The sequence below is a fragment of the Tenacibaculum soleae genome (genome assembly GCF_001693415.1).
Lineage (GTDB): Bacteria > Bacteroidota > Bacteroidia > Flavobacteriales > Flavobacteriaceae > Polaribacter > Polaribacter soleae.
The window spans coordinates 257,934-276,483 of sequence record NZ_MAKX01000001.1; the positions used below are offsets into that span (position 1 = coordinate 257,934).

Sequence of the window (18,550 nt, forward strand, 5' to 3'; positions counted from 1 at the left end):
TTAATTCTCATCAATTTTGCAGGAGACTGACTTCCTTTATATTGTTTATTCTTCGAATTCTTCTCTTAAAACTCGTTGAACATCTAAAATTGTTTCTTCTTCTAAATCGGTTCTTTGTACTAACATAGAAACATCTTTTTCAAGTACACTTTTAGCTGTATCTAAACCTATTTTTTTGAATTCTTCAATTACCCACGCTTCAATTTCATCAGAAAATTCTGTTAACTCAACATCTTCTTCCTCTAAACCTTCACGTTGTACATCTATTTCGTAACCAGTTAATTCACTAGCTAAACGAATATTAACTCCTGAACGACCAATTGCTTTTGATACTTCTTCTGGCTTTAATAAAACGCTTACACGTCCTTTTTTTCCATTTTTTTCTTCTTCGTAAGGCTTAATATCAACTGAAGTTACTTTTGCAGGGCTTAATGCTCTTGCTACAAATAACGACTCATTTTTGGTATAATTGATTACATCAATATTTTCGTTTCCTAATTCACGAACAATACCGTGAATACGAGATCCTTTTACCCCTACACAAGCTCCTACTGGGTCGATTCTATCATCATAAGAATCAACGGCGATTTTTGCTTTATCTCCTGGTATTCTCGCAACACCTTCGATAGTAATTAATCCGTCGAAAACCTCAGGAATTTCTTGCTCAAATAACTTTACTAAAAATGCTGGTGAAGTTCTTGATAAAATAATAGCTGGTTTGTTACCTCTTAATTCTACCGATTTTATAACTCCTCTAACTGCATCTCCTTTTCTAAAAAAATCTGAACGAATTTGTTCGCTTTTTGGCAAAACAATTTCATTTCCTTCATCATCTAACAAAATTACTGCATTATGACGAATATGGTGTACTTCTGCACTATAAATTTCACCTTCTAAATCTTTAAATTGCTTAAAGATATTAGTACTATCGTGTTCATGTATTTTAGAAATTAGGTTTTGACGTAATGCTAAAATTGCACGTCTACCTAAATCGATTAACTTTACTTCTTCTGATACATCTTCACCTATTTCAAAATCTGGCTCGATTCTTCTAGCTTCTGCAAGCTCAATCTCTTCATTATCATCTTCAGAAAAACCATCTGCTACAACAATTCGGTTTCTCCAAATTTCTAAATCTCCTTTATCAGGATTAATAATTATATCGAAGTTATCGTCAGATCCAAACCTACGCTTTAATGCTGCACGAAACACTTCTTCTAAGATAGCCATTAAGGTTACCCTATCTATACTTTTATTATCTTTAAACTCTGAAAATGACTCAATTAACGCAATATTTTCCATTTCATTCTCTTATTAAAATATGATCTTCACTTTTGCTTCTTTAATATCTTCATACGTTAAAATCATTGTTTTTTCTACCGTATGTTTTCCTTTACCTATCGGTTTAGGTTCTCGTGCTTTCCAATACAACGTAATATTCTCTTCTGTTGCTTCGGTTAACGTCCCTTCGAATTCTTCAGTTGCTGTTTTAACTTTTAAAATTCTATTTATATTTTTTTTATACTGACGTTTAACAGTAAGTGGATGAGCAATATCTGGAGTAGTAACTTCTAAAGAGAAATCTTCTTCCTCTCTATCTAAATTGTTTTCTATTTTTCTACTAATACGAATACATTCATTTAAGGGCACTCCTGAATCTCCGTCTACAATCACTTTTATTTTACTGTTTGCTAAAAATTGCAAATCAATTAAATATAATGATTCGTTTTCTTGCAAAGCTTCGTCTAATAATTCTTTTACTATCTCTTGATTCATCCTAAGGTATAAAAAGAGGGGACTATCGTCCCCTTCCATCCATCTAATTAATAAATTTGCTGCAAAGATAGTAAGTTATTACTTAATACACAAACTCCGTTACGCTTTCTACTTTGATTATTTTTTTGTAAATTGAAAGAGCTATCTATCTTTAAACCTTTTTATTATGAAAAAAATTTTACTTCCAATCGATTTTTCAAAACATTCTGAATACGCATCAAAACTCGCTTCTAAAATAGCTTTAAAAACTGATGGCGAAATTCATTTAATTCATATGATAGAACTACCTAGTGGTTTTAATGATGTCGCTTCAGGAACAAACATAAGTATACCTGAAAGCATGTTATACATTAAAAAAATTAAAGAGAAGCTTATTGATTTTAAAACTAAATTTTTTCCAAAAGTTGAAAAAGTATACCATGCTATACGTTTTCAAAATCCCTATGAAGGAATTAGAGATTATTCTAAAAAAATCAATGCTGACTTAATTATCATGGGATCTAAAGGGCAAACAGCTTTAGAAGAAATATTAATTGGATCTAACACCGAAAAAACAGTTAGAAACTCAGACATACCTGTAATAATCACTAAAAAAGATAACGATAATTTTAAATTAAAAAAACTTGTTTTTGCTTCTACTTTTGAAAATGACGAAGCAAAGGCGCTTGAAGGTTTTTTAGATTTCGCTTCAAAGTTTAAAAGTAAAATACATTTTTTAACAGTTAATACTCCTAATAATTTTGAAAACACAACAGAGTCTAAGAACAAAATAGAAGCTTTTATTAAAAAATATAATGTGAAAGATTATTCTATAAAAGTTTATAATGACAAGACTGTACAGGATGGAATTTTAAATTATTCAAACGAAAATAACATTGATATGGTTTCACTTGCAACACACGGAAGAAGTGGTTTGTCTCGTTTTTTTAACGGAAGTGTATCGATAGATTTATCAAAAAACATTTTAAAACCCGTACTTACTTTTAAAGTATAGTTTACTTAGGGTTAAAAACTTGCTTTCTTTTCCAACTTTTAACTCTTAGTAAACTATTTTCTCGTATATCTTGCCAAAATAAATTGATGTCACCTACATGATAATTTTTAAGAAAAGACATAAAAAAACGTAACGGAAATTTAGGGTTTGTTGCCCAAACTAAACCATCGGTAATTTGAATTGCTAATGCTTTTTTATACATTTTACCATTACCATACAAAAATCCTTTGTGTTGATTTAGAATTGTTTTTTTCTCATTATTCCAAGTTATGGGATTACTTGTTACAGCGCCTTTATACCATTTTTTGTTTTTCGGAAAATGCCCTTTTTTAAAGGTGTTCCATGAAACAAAACCTCCATTTTCATCGGGAGTTATCATTGGTTTTATTGATATAAATTCATCTTTTTCAACTCTCATTCCAGGAATATAAGCTGCAATTAATCTTTTCTGCAAAGGCTTTTCATCAAAAAAATCCTTTAATAATTGAATTGCATGTAAAGCCCCCTGACTATGCCCTGCTATAATTATCGGTCGGTTTTTATTGTATTTTTTTAAATAAACTTCAAAAGCATTTTTTACGTCTTGGTAAGCTAAATTTAATGCCTTATCTCCTCCTATTTTATATTTATTATCAAAAGATCGATAATGTGCTTGCCTATAAAAAGGTACATATACTCTACCTGAAGTTGCAAAGGCAGAGGCTTGATATAATACTGACGAATTGAGTACTTTATCATTTTGAACCTCATCATTTAAAGGAACATTCCAACGATTATCTTTTTTACTTGTATTTAAAGTAGGATAAATAAAAAAAACATCCGCCTGTAAAGTATCTATTTGTTTAGACGCGTATTCTTGAAAATTTTTAGGATATTTAGAAGGTAATACCGCCCATGAACGCTCCAATTGATAGTCTGGTTTTAACGGCGTGTTTTTAACGTTAAATACTTGTGTATCGTACGTAGATTTACAGCTAACTAAAGCAAGCATTAAAACGATAGCAACATTAACTTTAAACACTCTAACCCTATAACTTTTCATACAGTTCCACCAATTCTTGAGCTTCTTTTTTTGCGCTCCAATTTTTTAAAATCTCAGTTCTTGCAACCAATCCTAACTCAGGTAATTCATTTTTAATCACTTTAACAAGTATAGCTTTTAGTTCTTCTTTATTTCCTGCTTCAAACAAATACCCCGATTGATTTTCTGTAATTAATTCAGAGTGTACTCCCACATTTTTTGTTGCTATTGTTGTATTTTCACATGACATTGCTTCAGCACAAACTAAAGAAAAACCTTCTGTATATGATGGAATTACTGCTATTTTAGCTGCCTGATAATACGATACAATATCTGTAGTCTCATCAATAAAATAAACTTGTTTTTCAATGTTATTATCTGCCACAACTTGTTTTAACTCTTCTAAAAACTCAGGTTTATCAACCTTACCCACAATTACTATTGCCCAATCTGTAAAGTTTTTTATTTGAGTAGCCAATGCTGCTACCAAATCTTTTTGTCCTTTTGCTTTTCGAACTCTACCAGCACAAAGAATAATGTTTTTTTGAGATATGTTTTTTAACTGAACTCCTTTTTTAGGCGCAAACAGCGAAGTATTTACTCCATGGGATACTTTTGTATTCTTTATCCCTAAATTTTTATGCATTGATTTTGTTAAAGTAACAACCGCATCTGATTTTTTTAATAAAAACCTTGTAAAGCCCGAGGGGCTTGTTTCGGCATGTCTTGTTGCTACAATTTTAAATTTAGCTCCTAAAAAACGATACCATAAAATTTTAAGAATTTCGTTATTTCTATGGCAATGAACAATGACCTTTTTATTTGAAAATAATAACTTTTTTAATACTGAAGTTGGTATTTTTTCACCTTCAATACCATAACCGTAAAGATAGGTTTCGCATATATTTTTTAAGTCTGGAAGCGTATTTTCAATACTACGCGTAACTCCCGTTCTTCTTTTATGAAAATGTGTATGTATAACTATTAAATCTGATTTCATCTACGAAAACCTTCTTTCAATTATTTCAAATAGTCGTGCTTCATGTACTTCTTTTTCAGACCAATCATAATCTGGCTTTATCATTTTACTGATAAACTTCTTCGCTTCTTTTTCTGTTTTAAATGTATTTAATTGAGACACTACTCTATTAAAATCACTTTGACTACCGTCAAACAAATGCTTTACAAAAACAATCCTATCATTTAAATCTATTTGAATTGTGCTTTGTAAATGATCATTTAATGATTTTTTAGCATCTACTTTTTCAAATAAATCTGCCATCACATCAACCGAAATAGTTCCTTCTAATTCATCTTCAAGAGTTGCTGTTTTTATTTCTCCAACATCTTTTAAATCATCCTTAACAGTATCATCCTCTTTAAATAATAAACTTTCTATCTCATCAAAAGGTTGCTCTATAATTTCCTTTACTTCTACCTCTGCAACTACTTCTTCTTTAACTTTCGTTTCTATAACATCAACTGTTACATCATCTTTTTCATCTTTTATAAAAACTGTCGTATCTTCTTTATTAGGTTCAAAAACCTCTTCTACCTTTTCAATAACAGCTTTAACTTTATTTTCTTTAAGCTTATTTTCTTCAGCCAACAAAACACTTTGCAATAGTTCTTCTTTTGTTTTTAAAGAATTAGGCGTATTATTAATATACTCTTCTACGTATGCTAAAACCGAAAGTTTTTCATAAACTTCGTGTGCTTTCTGCTTCAACACAAACACATCTTCTTTATTTTTCATCTGTAAAATACTGTGTGCTATACTGGTTAAATCGGATGCTAGTTTTTTGTGCATAAGTTGTTGTTTGAATTTAAAATTTGCTATTAAATTTTAATAAATTTGTTGCTTACTCGAAAGTAAGACAAAAATCAATAATTAGCGGTTAAAATTACAAAATGTTTCTTGAAAATACAGTAAATCATACAGAACAATTTGGTTGGATTGAGGTAATTTGTGGCTCAATGTTTTCGGGTAAAACCGAAGAGTTAATTCGTAGACTAAAACGTGCGCAGTTTGCAAAACAGCGTGTAGAAATATTTAAACCTTCGATAGATACTCGTTATGATGATGAAGAGGTCGTATCACATAATGCAACCCGAATTAGATCGACTCCGGTACCAGCATCTTCAAATATTCGTTTACTAGCTAACAATGTAGATGTTGTTGGCATTGACGAAGCACAATTTTTTGACAATGAAATTGTGGCTGTTTGTAACGATTTAGCAAACAGAGGTATCCGTGTTATTGTGGCTGGTTTAGATATGGATTTTAAAGGAAATCCTTTTGGCCCTATGCCAGCATTAATGGCCACAGCCGAATATGTTACAAAAGTACATGCCGTTTGTACCCATACAGGAAACTTAGCACATTATAGTCATAGAAAAGCTTTAAATGACGACTTGGTTTTATTGGGCGAAACCCAAGAGTACGAACCCTTAAGTAGAGCTGCTTACTATAAAGCAATGCAAAAACAACATAAAGAAAAATTATCTGATGAATAATCACGTTACTGTTTTAGAAATTGATGCGAAATCTGTAGCACATAATCTTGCTTATTTTAAACAAAAATTAAACCCTTCAACTAAAATATTAGCTGTTGTAAAAGCTTTTGGCTATGGTAGTGAAGCTGTAGAAATTGCTAAATTACTTCAAGACAAAGTTAATTATTTTGCAGTGGCTTACTCAAATGAAGGTATTATTTTACGTGAAGCTGGTATTAAAACTCCTATTTTAGTTTTACATCCGCAAATACAGAATTTAGCAGAAATTATAAAGCATCGATTAGAGCCTAATTTATACAATTTTAAAATATTTGATGCTTTTTTACAGCTAGCAGATGAAAAAACCTTAATGAATTACCCAGTTCACATCAAATTTAATACTGGTTTAAATAGGTTAGGTTTTTGGCATACTGATACACCTGCTCTTATTGCTCAATTAAAAGAATCAAACAACATAAAAGTTGCTTCTATCTTTTCGCACTTAGCTGCCAGTGAAGACCCCAACGAACAAGAGTTTACCATCGGTCAAATAAATAATTTTGCTTATATCATAAAACAAATTTATGAGCATTTAGGTTACAAGCCTATGATTCATATTCTAAATACTTCTGGCGTTATAAATTATCCACAAGCTCAGTTTGACATGGTGCGTATTGGAATTGGTTTATACGGTTTTGGAAACAACGAACAAGAAACAGCTCAGTTAAAAAACACCCACAGTTTAAAATCAATCATTTCACAAATACACCTAATTCAACCTGGTGAAACTGTCGGATACAATAGAGCATTTGTTGCTAGTAAACCAACACGTAGTGCTACAATTCCTATTGGGCATGCCGATGGTATTTCACGTAAACTAGGAAACAAAGAAGGTTTTGTGTTTATCAACAATCAACCTGCTCCTATTATAGGAAATGTTTGCATGGATATGATCATGGTAGATGTTACAAAAATTGATTGTAAAGAAGGTGATGAAGTTATTATATTTAACCACCAACAACACATACAATACATGGCTCATAAATGCGAAACCATTCCTTATGAAACACTTACAGCCATATCACAACGCGTAAAAAGATTGGTGAAACGCTAATTTTTTTATATTTTTCAACGCTATTAACTATTAAAAACAAAAATAATGGGAATGCTTAAAGAATTTAAAGAGTTTGCAATGAAAGGTAACTTAGTCGACATAGCTGTTGGTTTTGTTATGGGTGCTGCTTTTAAACAAGTAGTAACCTCTTTTACTGGCGGAATCGTTTCACCTTTAATTGGTTTATTATTTAATGCTGATTTTAAAGACCTAAAATACATCGCAAAACAAGGAGTAGCCGATGAAACTGGTAAAATCACAGGAGAAGTCGCAATTCTTTACGGTGAGTTTTTAACTAATATTATCGATTTTATTATCGTTGCATTTGTAATGTTTATGGTTGTAAAAGGTGTTAACGCTTTAAAGAAAAAAGAAGAACCAGCTCCTGAAGCCCCAAAAGGACCTAGCCAGGAAGACTTATTAGGAGAGATTAGAGATTTACTTAAAAATAAATAATATCTGTTACCAATAAAAAAAGCCGGTAAAATTAAATTTTACCGGCTTTTTTTATTGGTTTATATTTTTAAACATGCTTTCCTTTTTCCCAGCCATGTTTCCCTAAATATTGATTTCCACTTTCTACTGCTCCATCTTCAATTGATGTCCCCATAGAATCATTCCATCTATTTAAATATCCGAAGAGAGAAATCACTCCTAACATCTCTACAATTTCACCTTCATCCCAATATTTATACAATTCTGTTTTTATCTTATCATCCACCATATTTGGCACCATCGATGCCGCTAATGAAAAATCTAACGCAGCACGCTCTGCATCCGAAAAAGCAGGGTGTGTTTTATATTCCCAAATATTATCTAACTGCTCCTGTTCTGCTCCATAGCGCTCTGCAGCTCTAATAGCATGCGCTTGACAATACCTACAACCTGTAGCATTACTTGACACCCAAGCAATCATTCTTTTTAAGGCTGATGTTACTTTTCCCTCATTCGCCATTACTGCTTTATTTAAATTGATAAAAGCTTTTGAAATGGCAGGACGACGCTGCATTGTTAAAACCGAATTCGGGCAAAACCCAAGGGTTTCGTTAAAAAATTCAGCTAATTCTTTTGTTTCTTTATCATGCTCTGCTGATAATGGTGTTACTAATGGCATATATTCTATTTTATTAATACTATTTTTACTGTAAGTTTGTCTTTAAGTTCAATAAATTTTATCGACACTATATTAAATTCGCTTACGCAAGAAACAAAAAAAAAATTAGATTATGGCATCACACACAGTTACAACAGTTTGGAAAGAAAACATGCAATTTGAAACCGACAATCCTAGTGGACATAAAACCTTTATAGATGTAGGCGAGGAAAATGGAGGAAAAGGAGATGGATTAAGACCAAAAGCCATGATGTTATCTGCCTTAGCAGGATGCTCGGGTGTAGATGTAATTCCGTTATTAGAAAAAATGCGTATCTCTGTTGATGATTTTAAAATTGAAATTACAGGAGAGTTAACAGAAGAGCATCCAAAATACTATCATAAAGTTTTTGTTGATTATCATTTTTACGGAACCAATTTAAACGAAGATAAAATTAACAAAGCGGTACAATTATCGGTTGATAAATATTGTGGCGTAATGGAAATGTTTAGACGATTTGCTGAAATAAAAATCAATAATCATTTTCATAATCAATAAACATTCGTATTAATTGATAACTTTTACGTCATTCTAAATTTATTTCAGAATCACACATAATAAACAACTGAAGGTTAACTTACTAATCCTTTCGTTTTAAATTAAAAATATGCGTTGGACTTTAAAGCAAGAACCCGATTCTAAAAAAGTAACTCAACTAGCTAAAGAATTATCCATCAATAAAACCCTAGCTAAAATTTTGGTACAACGTAATATTGATAGTTTTGATAAAGCAAAACAGTTTTTTCGCCCTTCATTAAACGATTTACACGATCCGTTTTTAATGAAAGATATGGCTATTGCTGTTCAGCGAATTGAAAAAGCAATTGCTAACAACGAAAATATTTTAGTTTTTGGGGATTATGATGTTGATGGAACTACTGCCGTTTCTTTAATGTCGTCTTATTTAAAAACAATTCACCCAAATATTGCCACTTATATTCCCGATAGATATGCCGAAGGTTATGGTGTTTCTTATATGGGTATTGATTTTGCACACGATAACGATTTCTCTTTAATTATCGCTTTAGATTGCGGTATAAAAGCCATTGAAAAAGTTGCATACGCATCTGATAAAAACATCGATTTTATTATTTGCGACCACCATAAACCCGGAACAGAAGTACCGAAAGCCGTCGCTATTTTAAACCCGAAGCAAGTAGATTGCTATTACCCGTATGATGAATTATGTGGTTGCGGTGTTGGTTTTAAATTGATACAAGCATTGGCATCCAAAAGAAATCAAACGATTGATGACTTAGTAGCTTATTTAGATTTGGTAGCCACTGCAATTGCTGCAGATATTGTACCAATGACTGGCGAAAACAGAACTTTAGCCTATTGGGGATTGCAAATAATTAACTCGCAACCCAGAAACGGAATTAAAGCAATTATTCATCAATTAGATAAAAAAGAATTAACCATTACTGATGTTGTTTTTATTATCGCTCCGCGGATTAATGCCGCTGGTAGAATGAAACATGGTAACCATGCGGTCGAATTACTAACCGAAATGGATTTTGAAACTGCAATTGATTTTGCTGCATCCATAGAAAAATATAATTCTGATAGAAAAGAACTCGACAAAAAAATTACACAAGAAGCCTTACTTCAAATTGAAAACAATGATGAAACTAAGAAATTTACCTCAGTTGTTTATAACGAAAACTGGCATAAAGGGGTTATCGGAATTGTAGCTTCTCGTTTAATAGAAACCTATTATCGTCCAACTTTAGTTTTTACCAAAAGTGGCGATAAATTAGCCGCTTCAGCACGCTCTGTAAAAGGGTTTGATGTGTATAATGCTTTAGAGCAATGTAGTGAGTTTATTGAGCAATTTGGCGGCCATAAATATGCTGCTGGTTTAACGCTATTACCAGAACAATACGAAAATTTTAAAAACAAATTTGAAGAAGTAGTTGCAACAACCATCGATAAAAACTTATTAACCCCAGAAATTAGTATCGATTCCGAGTTAGATTTAGAAGATATATCTCCTAAATTTTATAGAATATTACAACAAATGGCACCTTTTGGTCCACAAAACCTAAAACCAACCTTTACCACCTCATCGGTTAGAGATAATGGTTACGGAAAACCTGTTGGAGCTGATAAAACACATTTGAAATTAAATATTATTTACGGCTCAGACAAAAGAACTTATAATGCTATTGGTTTTAACTTAGGTAATAAAATGTCGTCAATTCAAAATGAATTTGATATTGTATATACCTTAGATGAAAATACTTGGCAAGGAAACACCTCAATTCAATTAGTCTTAAAAGATTTAAAATAATTTATTTAGATTAATTCTAAATAAATTATATATTTGTTTCCATAATAAATTATTTATGGAAGAAATTATAAAAATATACGACAACGAAATAGGAATTGCATTTCATTGGAAAAACAAAAGTGCTAATTTAATTCAGTTAATATTTCGTGACACAGGTTTTCATTTAACCGTACATGAAATTGAAGTTTTTTTAGAGAAGGTACTAGATTCTAAAAACCAAAAAAACTGTGCCACTTGTGTAAAAGGTGATAATTGTAAATCTATCTTATTACAAACACCCTCAAATAAAGTAAGCATGGCGGTATCAATAATAGAACTAAGTCAGATAGATGACTTACTTAAAGGTACTTTATTTCAAATGCGAATGAATAACTACCTTAACGATTTATGTAAAAATTAAAGTTATTTCTCTTTAATTACATACATGTAAACTGGGTAATGATCGCTATAACCGCCAGTGTATTTTCCGCTTGAAAAACTTCTGAAAGGATACCCTTTATAGCGTCCTTTTTTTTCAGTTAAAAATTGTTTATTAAAAATTGCTGACTTAAACATTTTAAAAGATGAAAAATCTTTTTCTCCCCTATCTAAAAGTGGAGCACTAATAATTATTTGATCAAATAAATTAATTTTATCTCGATACATTAACGTATTAAATCCGCGTCGAAACATATTTTCGTAAGGATTATAAAGACTCCCTTCTATAACATCTTTCTTTTTTGCCTTCGTTTTTAAAACCGTTTTTAAACTTGAATTTATAGGGTCGTCATTAAAATCGCCAATAATAAATACTTTTGGTTTCGGGTCATTCTCTTTAATTTTTTCTATAATTTGAGTTACTTTATATGCGGCTTTTTCACGCAATGGCCTACTCTTTTTTTCTCCTCCTCTACGCGATGGCCAATGATTTACGATTACATGAATTAATTCATCATCTAAATAACCAGAAACCCACAATATATCTCGGGTATACACTTTTTTATTTTCTTTATACACATTCGGATTAAAAGCCTCAAAGTGAATCGGTTTAAAATATTTTTCTTGATATAAAAGTGCAACATCAATACCTCGTTTGTCAGGAGAATCAAAATGAATAATTTTATATTCTTTTGATTTTAATTTATCTGAACTCACTAAATCTTCTAATACTTTTTTGTTTTCTACCTCAGCAACGCCCAGAATAGCAGGACTTGTATTTGTTTTTTCTGCACCTAATTGTGATATAACCTTACTTAACTTATCAATCTTATCTTTATAAATTTCTTCGCGACCATGCTGAATATGCATTATCGGACTCGCTTCATCATTTTTTTCAACATCATTAACTGTATCAAAAAGGTTTTCAAGATTATAAAATCCAATAGTTCTTATTTTATAGCTTTTATTGGTTTGTTGCGCATAAGAAAACGACGCTATAAATACTAAAACGATACAAACTATTCTTTTAATCATTTTTAAAATTTTTCTTAAAAATACTATAAAAAAAAGAGAATGGTTACAATTCCCAAAAAAATACTATTTCTACGAAAAAAGTTTCTTAATTTTTCTTTTTAAAAATCAAGCAGGTTATTTACTTTTAAAAAAACTAGATACGTGAAAAGTAGATTACTATCAATAGATATTTTAAGAGGTTTAACTATCTTTTTTATGATAATTGTAAACACTCCTGGATCATGGAGTCATGTTTATAAACCTTTATTACACGCTAAATGGAATGGATGTACTCCTGCTGATCTTGTTTTTCCTTCCTTCCTTTTTGTTATTGGAATGTCGTTATTTATATCTTTTAAAAAGATGTTTAAACTACCCCATGCAACAGTTGCTAAAAAAATAACTAAAAGGGCTTTTTTAATATTTTTAATTGGCTTACTGCTTAATTGGTTTCCTTTTTACAACACTTCTTTTACAGATTTAAGATTTTTTGGTGTGCTACAAAGAATAGCTTTGGCTTTCTTTTTTGCAGGATTACTTATCCTTTTATTAAAAAAAACTAACGCAATTTTAATAGCCTGTATCTCATTAATGTTAGCGCATTGGGGAATACTGTTTTTTTATGGAGATGCAGATAAATATTTAACTTTAGCGGGTAACATTGGCAGGCAATTAGACATTATGATCTTTGGCGAAGCGCACCTTTATAAAGGATACGGAATACCTTTTGACCCTGAAGGTTTATTAGGCACATTATCAAGTATTGCACAAATTTTACTCGGATATTTTATAACATCACTTGCTTTATCTAACAAGAAAAATTCTTTACAAAAAATTAAACAACTTTTATTAACTGCAACAGCAATGCTAGTTTCAGCTATTATATGGAACATTTTTTACCCGATTAACAAATCGCTCTGGACAGGTTCGTATGTTCTATACACCTCAAGTATTTTATTGTTTATATGGGTGCTATTAATTTATATTATTGATTATAAAAAAATTACTCGTTGGACTTTTACATTCAACGTTTTTGGTATAAATCCTTTAATCAGTTATATTTTATCAATCCTTTTTATAAAAATATTTGCTAGCGTTATAGTATTTAAAAACACCAATTTATATGCATATTTATATAATGTTATTTTCCAACCAATTTTTGGCAATAAATTAGGTAGTTTACTTTTTGCTATTGCTTTTACTTTTTTCATCTGGTTATTTGCTTATTGGTTATTTAAGAAAAATAAAATAATTAAAATATAATACCAACAATTACTAATCTGTAAACAAATCCTGAATTAAATTTTATTTTTTTCAGTATTTGTTTAGCTAAAAACCATAAAAAACTGAATAACAATAATATATAAGTTTGTTTTATCTTAAAAAAATGTATCTTTAAATAAAAATTAGCGCGATTAATTAATATAATTAAACAAGCATCTATGAAAAAGATTACAATAGTATTGTTATCAATACTTTCGTATTCACCTATTTTAAATGCTCAAAATAGTGTAATAGGAAAAGTAATTGACCGCGATTCAGAAAAACCCTTGCAAAAAGTTTTTATAAGTATAAAAAATACGAAAATTAAAAACACAACAGATGTTTACGGTTTTTTTAAATTAAACCACATCCCTGAAGGGAAACATATTTTAAACGTTACCTTAAAAGGATATCAAACACAAAACTTTCCCATTCTTGCATCTGATAAAATCATTGATTTAGGCATCATTTTAATGCATAAAAACATCATAGAAGAACAAGACCTTAGTACCATTATAATTACAGACGATGAACTTAATGACGACTCAAGTACAGCTGATAATATTTCAGGACTGCTACAATCTTCAATGGATACTTATTTGCGTACTACTGCTTTTGAATGGAGTTCTTCTTTTTACAGAGTTAAAGGTTTAGATTCAGATAATGCCAAAGTATTAATTAACGGAATTGAGATGAATAAACTATACGATGGCCGTCCGCAGTGGAGTAATTGGGGCGGATTAAACACCGTATTAAGAAATCAAGAATTTAGTAATGGCTTAACTCCATCTAACTATACTTTTGGAGGTGTTTTGGGTAGCACCAATATAAATACTCGCGCTTCTGAGTATAAAAAAGGAATAAGTGTTTCGTATGCTTCTTCTAACAGAAGTTATTCACATCGTCTAATGGCAACATACGCTTCAGGAAGCACAAAAAAAGGATGGTCGTTTGCGGCATCAGGAAGTAAAAGATATGCAGATGAAGGTTTTACAGAAGGCACCAATTACAACGCTTTTTCGATATTTCTCTCCATAGAAAAACAACTTAACAAAAAACATAGTATAAATTTAACCGCCATTCAAGCACAAAACAGTAGAGGAAAATCTGCCGCTAACACACAACAAGTTTACGATATTAAAGGCATAAAATACAATCCCTACTGGGGATATCAGAACGGGAAAATCAGAAATTCGAGAATAAAAAGAATTCACGAACCTATTATTATGTTGCATCATTTTTGGAATATTAACGATAAAACTACACTAAACACGGGTATTGCTTATCAGTTTGGCGAAACAGGTAATAGTCGTATTGATTTTAATGGAGGTGGTGATCCTGACCCAACTTATTACCGAAAACTACCTAACTATTTTTTAAATGATTCCTATGGCGCCGATCATGAAAATGCTTATAAAGCATTGATAAATTTTAAGAATGATGGACAATTAAATTGGCGTGATTTATATATAAGCAATCAAGATAGAAAGGATGACGCGTTATTTGCCTTATATGAAGATCGTAACGACAATAAAAAATTAACAATAAATACTCTTTTAAACACTCAATTATCAGAAAACACCACACTTAACAGCGGATTGAGATACAGTAAATTAGATTCAGAAAATTTTGCAACTGTTTTAGATTTATTTGGAGCCACAGGCTATGTAGATATTAATAAATTTGGTGATCCACTTGAAGATAATTATCAAAATGATTTATTAAACCCTAATCGAATTGTAAGAGAAGGAGATCGTTTTAAGTATAATTACAAATTAACCTCAACTGTTTATAGTGGTTTTTCACAGTTACAATTTAAATATAACAAAGTAGATTTTTACACGGCTGTTTCAGTAAACAACACCACATATCAACGAGAAGGCTTATATAAAAACGGTATTTATCCTGGTAACACCAAAAACGCTGAGATTCCTAACTCTTACGGAAAATCAAAAAAATTATCTTCTTTTGGCTACGGCATAAAAGGTGGACTTACTTATAAATTTACTGGGCGACACTTACTAGACTTTAATGCAGGTTATATTAGTAAAGTTCCGTCTATAAGAAATTCTTTTGCTAACGCTAGATACAACAACCTAACTATTGATGACATAAGTACTTTAGGCAATGAAAAAATTACTACTTTTGATGCTAGCTATATTTTAAGATTACTGTTTATAACATCAAAAATAACAGGATTTTACACCGCTATAAAAGATGCTACAGATATCGCTTTTTACTTTACTGGTAGCGAAGCTTTATTTATACAAGAAATTGTAACAGGAATTAACAAGCAACATTTTGGTGTAGAGTTTGGTTTCGAAGCACAAGTATTATCCACATTTAAACTAAAAGCTGCGGCTAATATTGGTCAATATACTTACAATAATAACCCTAATATTATTCTAACTTCAGAAATTAGTAGCGCTTCTAATTTAGCAGGTTTTGATAAAAGAGGAATTAAAGATTACGGACAAACAAATCTTAAAAATTATAAAGTAGCATCTGGACCACAAACAGCTTATTCTTTTGGCTTTGAATATAGCGATCCTGAATACTGGTTTATTGGGGTAACTGCAAATTATTTAGATAATGCTTATGTAGATATTTCTCCAATAAAAAGAACAACTTCTTTTATTTCTGATGATGGGCAACCTTTTCCAAACTTCAATCCTATCAAAGCAAAGCAACTATTAACACAAGAAAAGTTTGACAGTTATGTTACCCTAAATGCTATCGGCGGAAAAACTTGGCGAATTGGCAATAGCAAATACATCGGTTTTTTTGCTAGCGTAACTAACTTACTAAATAAAGAATATAAAACTGGAGGTTACGAACAAGGACGAACTTCAAATTACGAATTAGAAAATAATGATAATGTAAACGAAACGCCAAATTTTGGCAGTAAATATTGGTATGGAAGAGGAACTACATATTTTGTAAATATAAATTATAGATTTTAAAAAAATGCTGAAAAATGAAAACAATAAACACCTTTAAATTCGTTACAATATTTTTTATTTCGTTCATTTTATCTAGTTGCGTAGAAGATGGAGACTATACCATTCCTACCTTGGGCGATGATAAAGAATACACAGCTATAAAATCATTATCAGAAATTGCACAACTATACCAAGGACGTTTGGTTGAATTTACAGAAGATATTACCACTTTTGGGTATGTAATTTCTAATGACAAAGCAGGTAATTTTTATAAAAGTATTATTATTCAGGATGCACCAGAAAATCCATCTATAGGTTTTGAAATATTAATTGATGATTTTAACTTAAATGCCCGATACGCTATTGGACGTAAAATATTTATCAACTTAAAAGGATTGTTTTTAAATAAAAAAAATGACGCTTATCAAATAGGAATCGAAAACACTTTTAGAAATGGTGTTGATCGAATTGGCCCTAATGATTATGTACATTACATCGATAGAGCATCAGAAATTGCAACCATCGCCCCTACCGAATTAACAGCAGCACAAATAACAGATGCAAATATAAACACCTTAGTAAATATTAACAATCTACAATCTGAAATACAAGGATTAACTTATGCAAACGCTTCGAATACCGATACTGTTGATAGAATTTTTACAAGTTGTGATTCTTTTACATCAATAACATTAACTACTAGTGGTTTTGTCGATTTTAAAGCTTTACCAATTCCTGATAAAAAAGGAAATATCACTGCTGTTTTAAATAAATTGGATTTAGAATACCAGTTATTTATAAGAGATACAAACGATGTACAACTTACCCAAAACTATGGTTGCTACAATAACGCCACTGAAGTTTTATTGAACGATATTAAAACACTTTTTACAGGTAGCGAAACAACTATTACCAATAATTTAAAGGTAAAAGTAATTGTTACTTCTGATCTTTCTAAAAAAAATATCTCAAGCAAAAATGCTTTTGTTCAAGATTCATCTGCAGGAATATTTTTAAACTTTAACGATACGCACAATTTAAATTTAGGCGATGAAATAACAATTGCTGTTAATGGCTTAAAACTTACTAAAAATAATGGATTGTTGCAGTTAAATCTAACTACTTCGAATATATTAAATACAGTAAACGGCACGCTACCGACTCCTGAAATCATCACTTTTACCGAAGCATTATCTGGAAATAATGAAAGTAAATTAGTACAAATTGAAGATATACAATTTAAAAACATTACAAAAAACTATGCCGGTGAAAACACTTTAACATCCGATTGTAATAATGAGTTAAAAATACTTTCTATTAACTCAGGAGCTGTATTCGCAAACAATCAAGTTAGTAACAAAAAAGGAACCATTACAGGAATTATAACTCGAAACAATATCGTTCAATTATATATTAGAGATGAATCTGATATTAACTTTACCCAAACTTATGATTGTACGTCTACCGGAGATGGCTCAGGTAACGATTTATTTTTCTCTGAATATGTAGAAGGTTCAAGCAACAATAAATACCTCGAAATATATAACGGCACAGGAAACACAGTTGATTTATCTACATATAAAATAGAATTATACGGTAATGGCTCTGATAGTGCCACCAGAAGTTTAGATTTTAGTACACTTACTAACACAACCTTAATAAACGGCCAAACGTTGGTTGTATATAGTGCAAGTGCAAATGATTACATTAAAAATCAAGGTAATGTGGCATCAGGCGTAATTTATTTTAATGGTGATGATGCAGTAGCGCTATTAAAAAACAATGTCGTAATTGATGTGATTGGTAAAATAGGTGAAGATCCAGGAACTGGATGGGAAGTTGCCGGAATGCCAGAAGCCACTAAAAATCATACTTTAATTAGAAAAACATCCATTGTTAAAGGAAATATCGACTGGAACACAAGTTCAGGTACAAACACTACTAATTCAGAATGGGAAGTAAAAAACATAGACGATTTCTCTTCCATAGGGAATAGATAATAAATTATATTTAAAAACTCTGTTTTATAAACTCGTTTTTTTTACGCATATTTATCTTATAAATAA

17 protein-coding genes are annotated in these 18,550 nt (G+C 30.8%); 10 read left to right on the plus strand and 7 right to left on the minus strand.

Annotation, left to right across the window (positions count from 1 at the left end; all coding sequences use genetic code 11):
- Positions 1-45: 45 nt before the first annotated feature.
- The gene (nusA, locus tag BA195_RS01140) at positions 46-1,302 is read right to left on the minus strand and encodes a transcription termination factor NusA (protein WP_068701590.1); all 1,257 of its coding nucleotides are present in this window, start codon (positions 1,300-1,302) and stop codon (positions 46-48) included.
- Between the two features lie 12 nt (positions 1,303-1,314).
- Positions 1,315-1,776, minus strand: a complete 462-nt coding sequence (gene rimP, locus BA195_RS01145) for a ribosome assembly cofactor RimP (RefSeq protein WP_068701592.1) — start codon at positions 1,774-1,776, stop codon at positions 1,315-1,317.
- 166 nt (positions 1,777-1,942) lie between these two features.
- Here rimP and BA195_RS01150 point away from each other — a divergent pair, with 166 nt between their 5' ends.
- Positions 1,943-2,770, plus strand: a complete 828-nt coding sequence (locus BA195_RS01150) for a universal stress protein (RefSeq protein ID WP_068701594.1) — start codon at positions 1,943-1,945, stop codon at positions 2,768-2,770.
- Between the two features lies 1 nt (position 2,771).
- On the opposite strand, the gene BA195_RS01155 is transcribed toward BA195_RS01150, so the two are convergent.
- The 3 genes from BA195_RS01155 to BA195_RS01165 are packed head-to-tail and all read right to left on the minus strand — an operon-like array spanning position 2,772 to position 5,601.
- Positions 2,772-3,812 carry a DUF3089 domain-containing protein gene (locus BA195_RS01155; protein WP_068701596.1) on the minus strand — a complete coding sequence of 347 codons (1,041 nt, stop codon included), beginning with the start codon at positions 3,810-3,812 and terminating at the stop codon, positions 2,772-2,774.
- Positions 3,799-4,791, minus strand: a complete 993-nt coding sequence (locus BA195_RS01160; protein ID WP_068701598.1) for a glycosyltransferase family 4 protein — start codon at positions 4,789-4,791, stop codon at positions 3,799-3,801. The genes BA195_RS01155 and BA195_RS01160 overlap by 14 nt, the downstream gene beginning before the upstream one ends.
- Complete coding sequence (locus tag BA195_RS01165; RefSeq protein ID WP_068701601.1) at positions 4,792-5,601, minus strand: hypothetical protein; 810 nt, start codon at positions 5,599-5,601, stop codon at positions 4,792-4,794. It lies immediately after the preceding gene.
- 101 nt (positions 5,602-5,702) lie between these two features.
- Between BA195_RS01165 and BA195_RS01170 the strand changes: the two genes are divergently transcribed.
- The 3 genes from BA195_RS01170 to mscL are packed head-to-tail and all read left to right on the plus strand — an operon-like array spanning position 5,703 to position 7,857.
- Positions 5,703-6,308: a thymidine kinase gene (locus BA195_RS01170; RefSeq protein WP_068701603.1), complete on the plus strand. Its 606-nt coding sequence runs from the start codon at positions 5,703-5,705 to the stop codon at positions 6,306-6,308.
- On the plus strand, positions 6,301-7,401 hold the full coding sequence (gene alr, locus BA195_RS01175) for an alanine racemase (RefSeq protein WP_068701605.1): 1,101 nt from the start codon (positions 6,301-6,303) through the stop codon (positions 7,399-7,401). Before BA195_RS01170 ends, alr begins: the two co-directional genes overlap by 8 nt.
- A 45-nt stretch (positions 7,402-7,446) precedes the next feature.
- The gene (gene mscL / locus BA195_RS01180) at positions 7,447-7,857 is read left to right on the plus strand and encodes a large-conductance mechanosensitive channel protein MscL (RefSeq protein ID WP_068701607.1); all 411 of its coding nucleotides are present in this window, start codon (positions 7,447-7,449) and stop codon (positions 7,855-7,857) included.
- 67 nt (positions 7,858-7,924) lie between these two features.
- Here the strand turns inward: mscL and BA195_RS01185 are convergent, their stop codons facing one another.
- Positions 7,925-8,515, minus strand: coding sequence for a carboxymuconolactone decarboxylase family protein (locus BA195_RS01185; RefSeq protein ID WP_068701609.1), 591 nt, complete (start codon positions 8,513-8,515; stop codon positions 7,925-7,927).
- 112 nt (positions 8,516-8,627) lie between these two features.
- Here BA195_RS01185 and BA195_RS01190 point away from each other — a divergent pair, with 112 nt between their 5' ends.
- From BA195_RS01190 to BA195_RS01200, 3 genes are all read left to right on the plus strand, one after another.
- Positions 8,628-9,053 carry an OsmC family protein gene (locus tag BA195_RS01190; protein WP_068701611.1) on the plus strand — a complete coding sequence of 142 codons (426 nt, stop codon included), beginning with the start codon at positions 8,628-8,630 and terminating at the stop codon, positions 9,051-9,053.
- Between the two features lie 109 nt (positions 9,054-9,162).
- Complete coding sequence (gene recJ, locus BA195_RS01195; protein ID WP_068701613.1) at positions 9,163-10,848, plus strand: single-stranded-DNA-specific exonuclease RecJ; 1,686 nt, start codon at positions 9,163-9,165, stop codon at positions 10,846-10,848.
- Between the two features lie 55 nt (positions 10,849-10,903).
- Positions 10,904-11,248 (plus strand): hypothetical protein, encoded by a 345-nt coding sequence (locus tag BA195_RS01200; RefSeq protein WP_068701615.1) that lies wholly within the window; start codon positions 10,904-10,906, stop codon positions 11,246-11,248.
- Positions 11,249-11,250: 2 nt separating this feature from the next.
- On the opposite strand, the gene BA195_RS01205 is transcribed toward BA195_RS01200, so the two are convergent.
- The gene (locus BA195_RS01205) at positions 11,251-12,297 is read right to left on the minus strand and encodes an endonuclease/exonuclease/phosphatase family protein (protein ID WP_068703867.1); all 1,047 of its coding nucleotides are present in this window, start codon (positions 12,295-12,297) and stop codon (positions 11,251-11,253) included.
- 144 nt (positions 12,298-12,441) lie between these two features.
- Here BA195_RS01205 and BA195_RS01210 point away from each other — a divergent pair, with 144 nt between their 5' ends.
- The 3 genes from BA195_RS01210 to BA195_RS01220 all read left to right on the plus strand — a co-directional run bounded on the left by BA195_RS01210 (position 12,442) and on the right by BA195_RS01220 (position 18,484).
- Positions 12,442-13,542 carry an acyltransferase family protein gene (locus BA195_RS01210; protein ID WP_141677636.1) on the plus strand — a complete coding sequence of 367 codons (1,101 nt, stop codon included), beginning with the start codon at positions 12,442-12,444 and terminating at the stop codon, positions 13,540-13,542.
- Positions 13,543-13,721: 179 nt separating this feature from the next.
- Positions 13,722-16,505, plus strand: a complete 2,784-nt coding sequence (locus BA195_RS01215) for a TonB-dependent receptor (protein ID WP_068701619.1) — start codon at positions 13,722-13,724, stop codon at positions 16,503-16,505.
- A 14-nt stretch (positions 16,506-16,519) separates the two neighbouring features.
- Positions 16,520-18,484, plus strand: a complete 1,965-nt coding sequence (locus BA195_RS01220; protein WP_068701621.1) for a DUF5689 domain-containing protein — start codon at positions 16,520-16,522, stop codon at positions 18,482-18,484.
- Positions 18,485-18,550 lie beyond the last annotated feature (66 nt).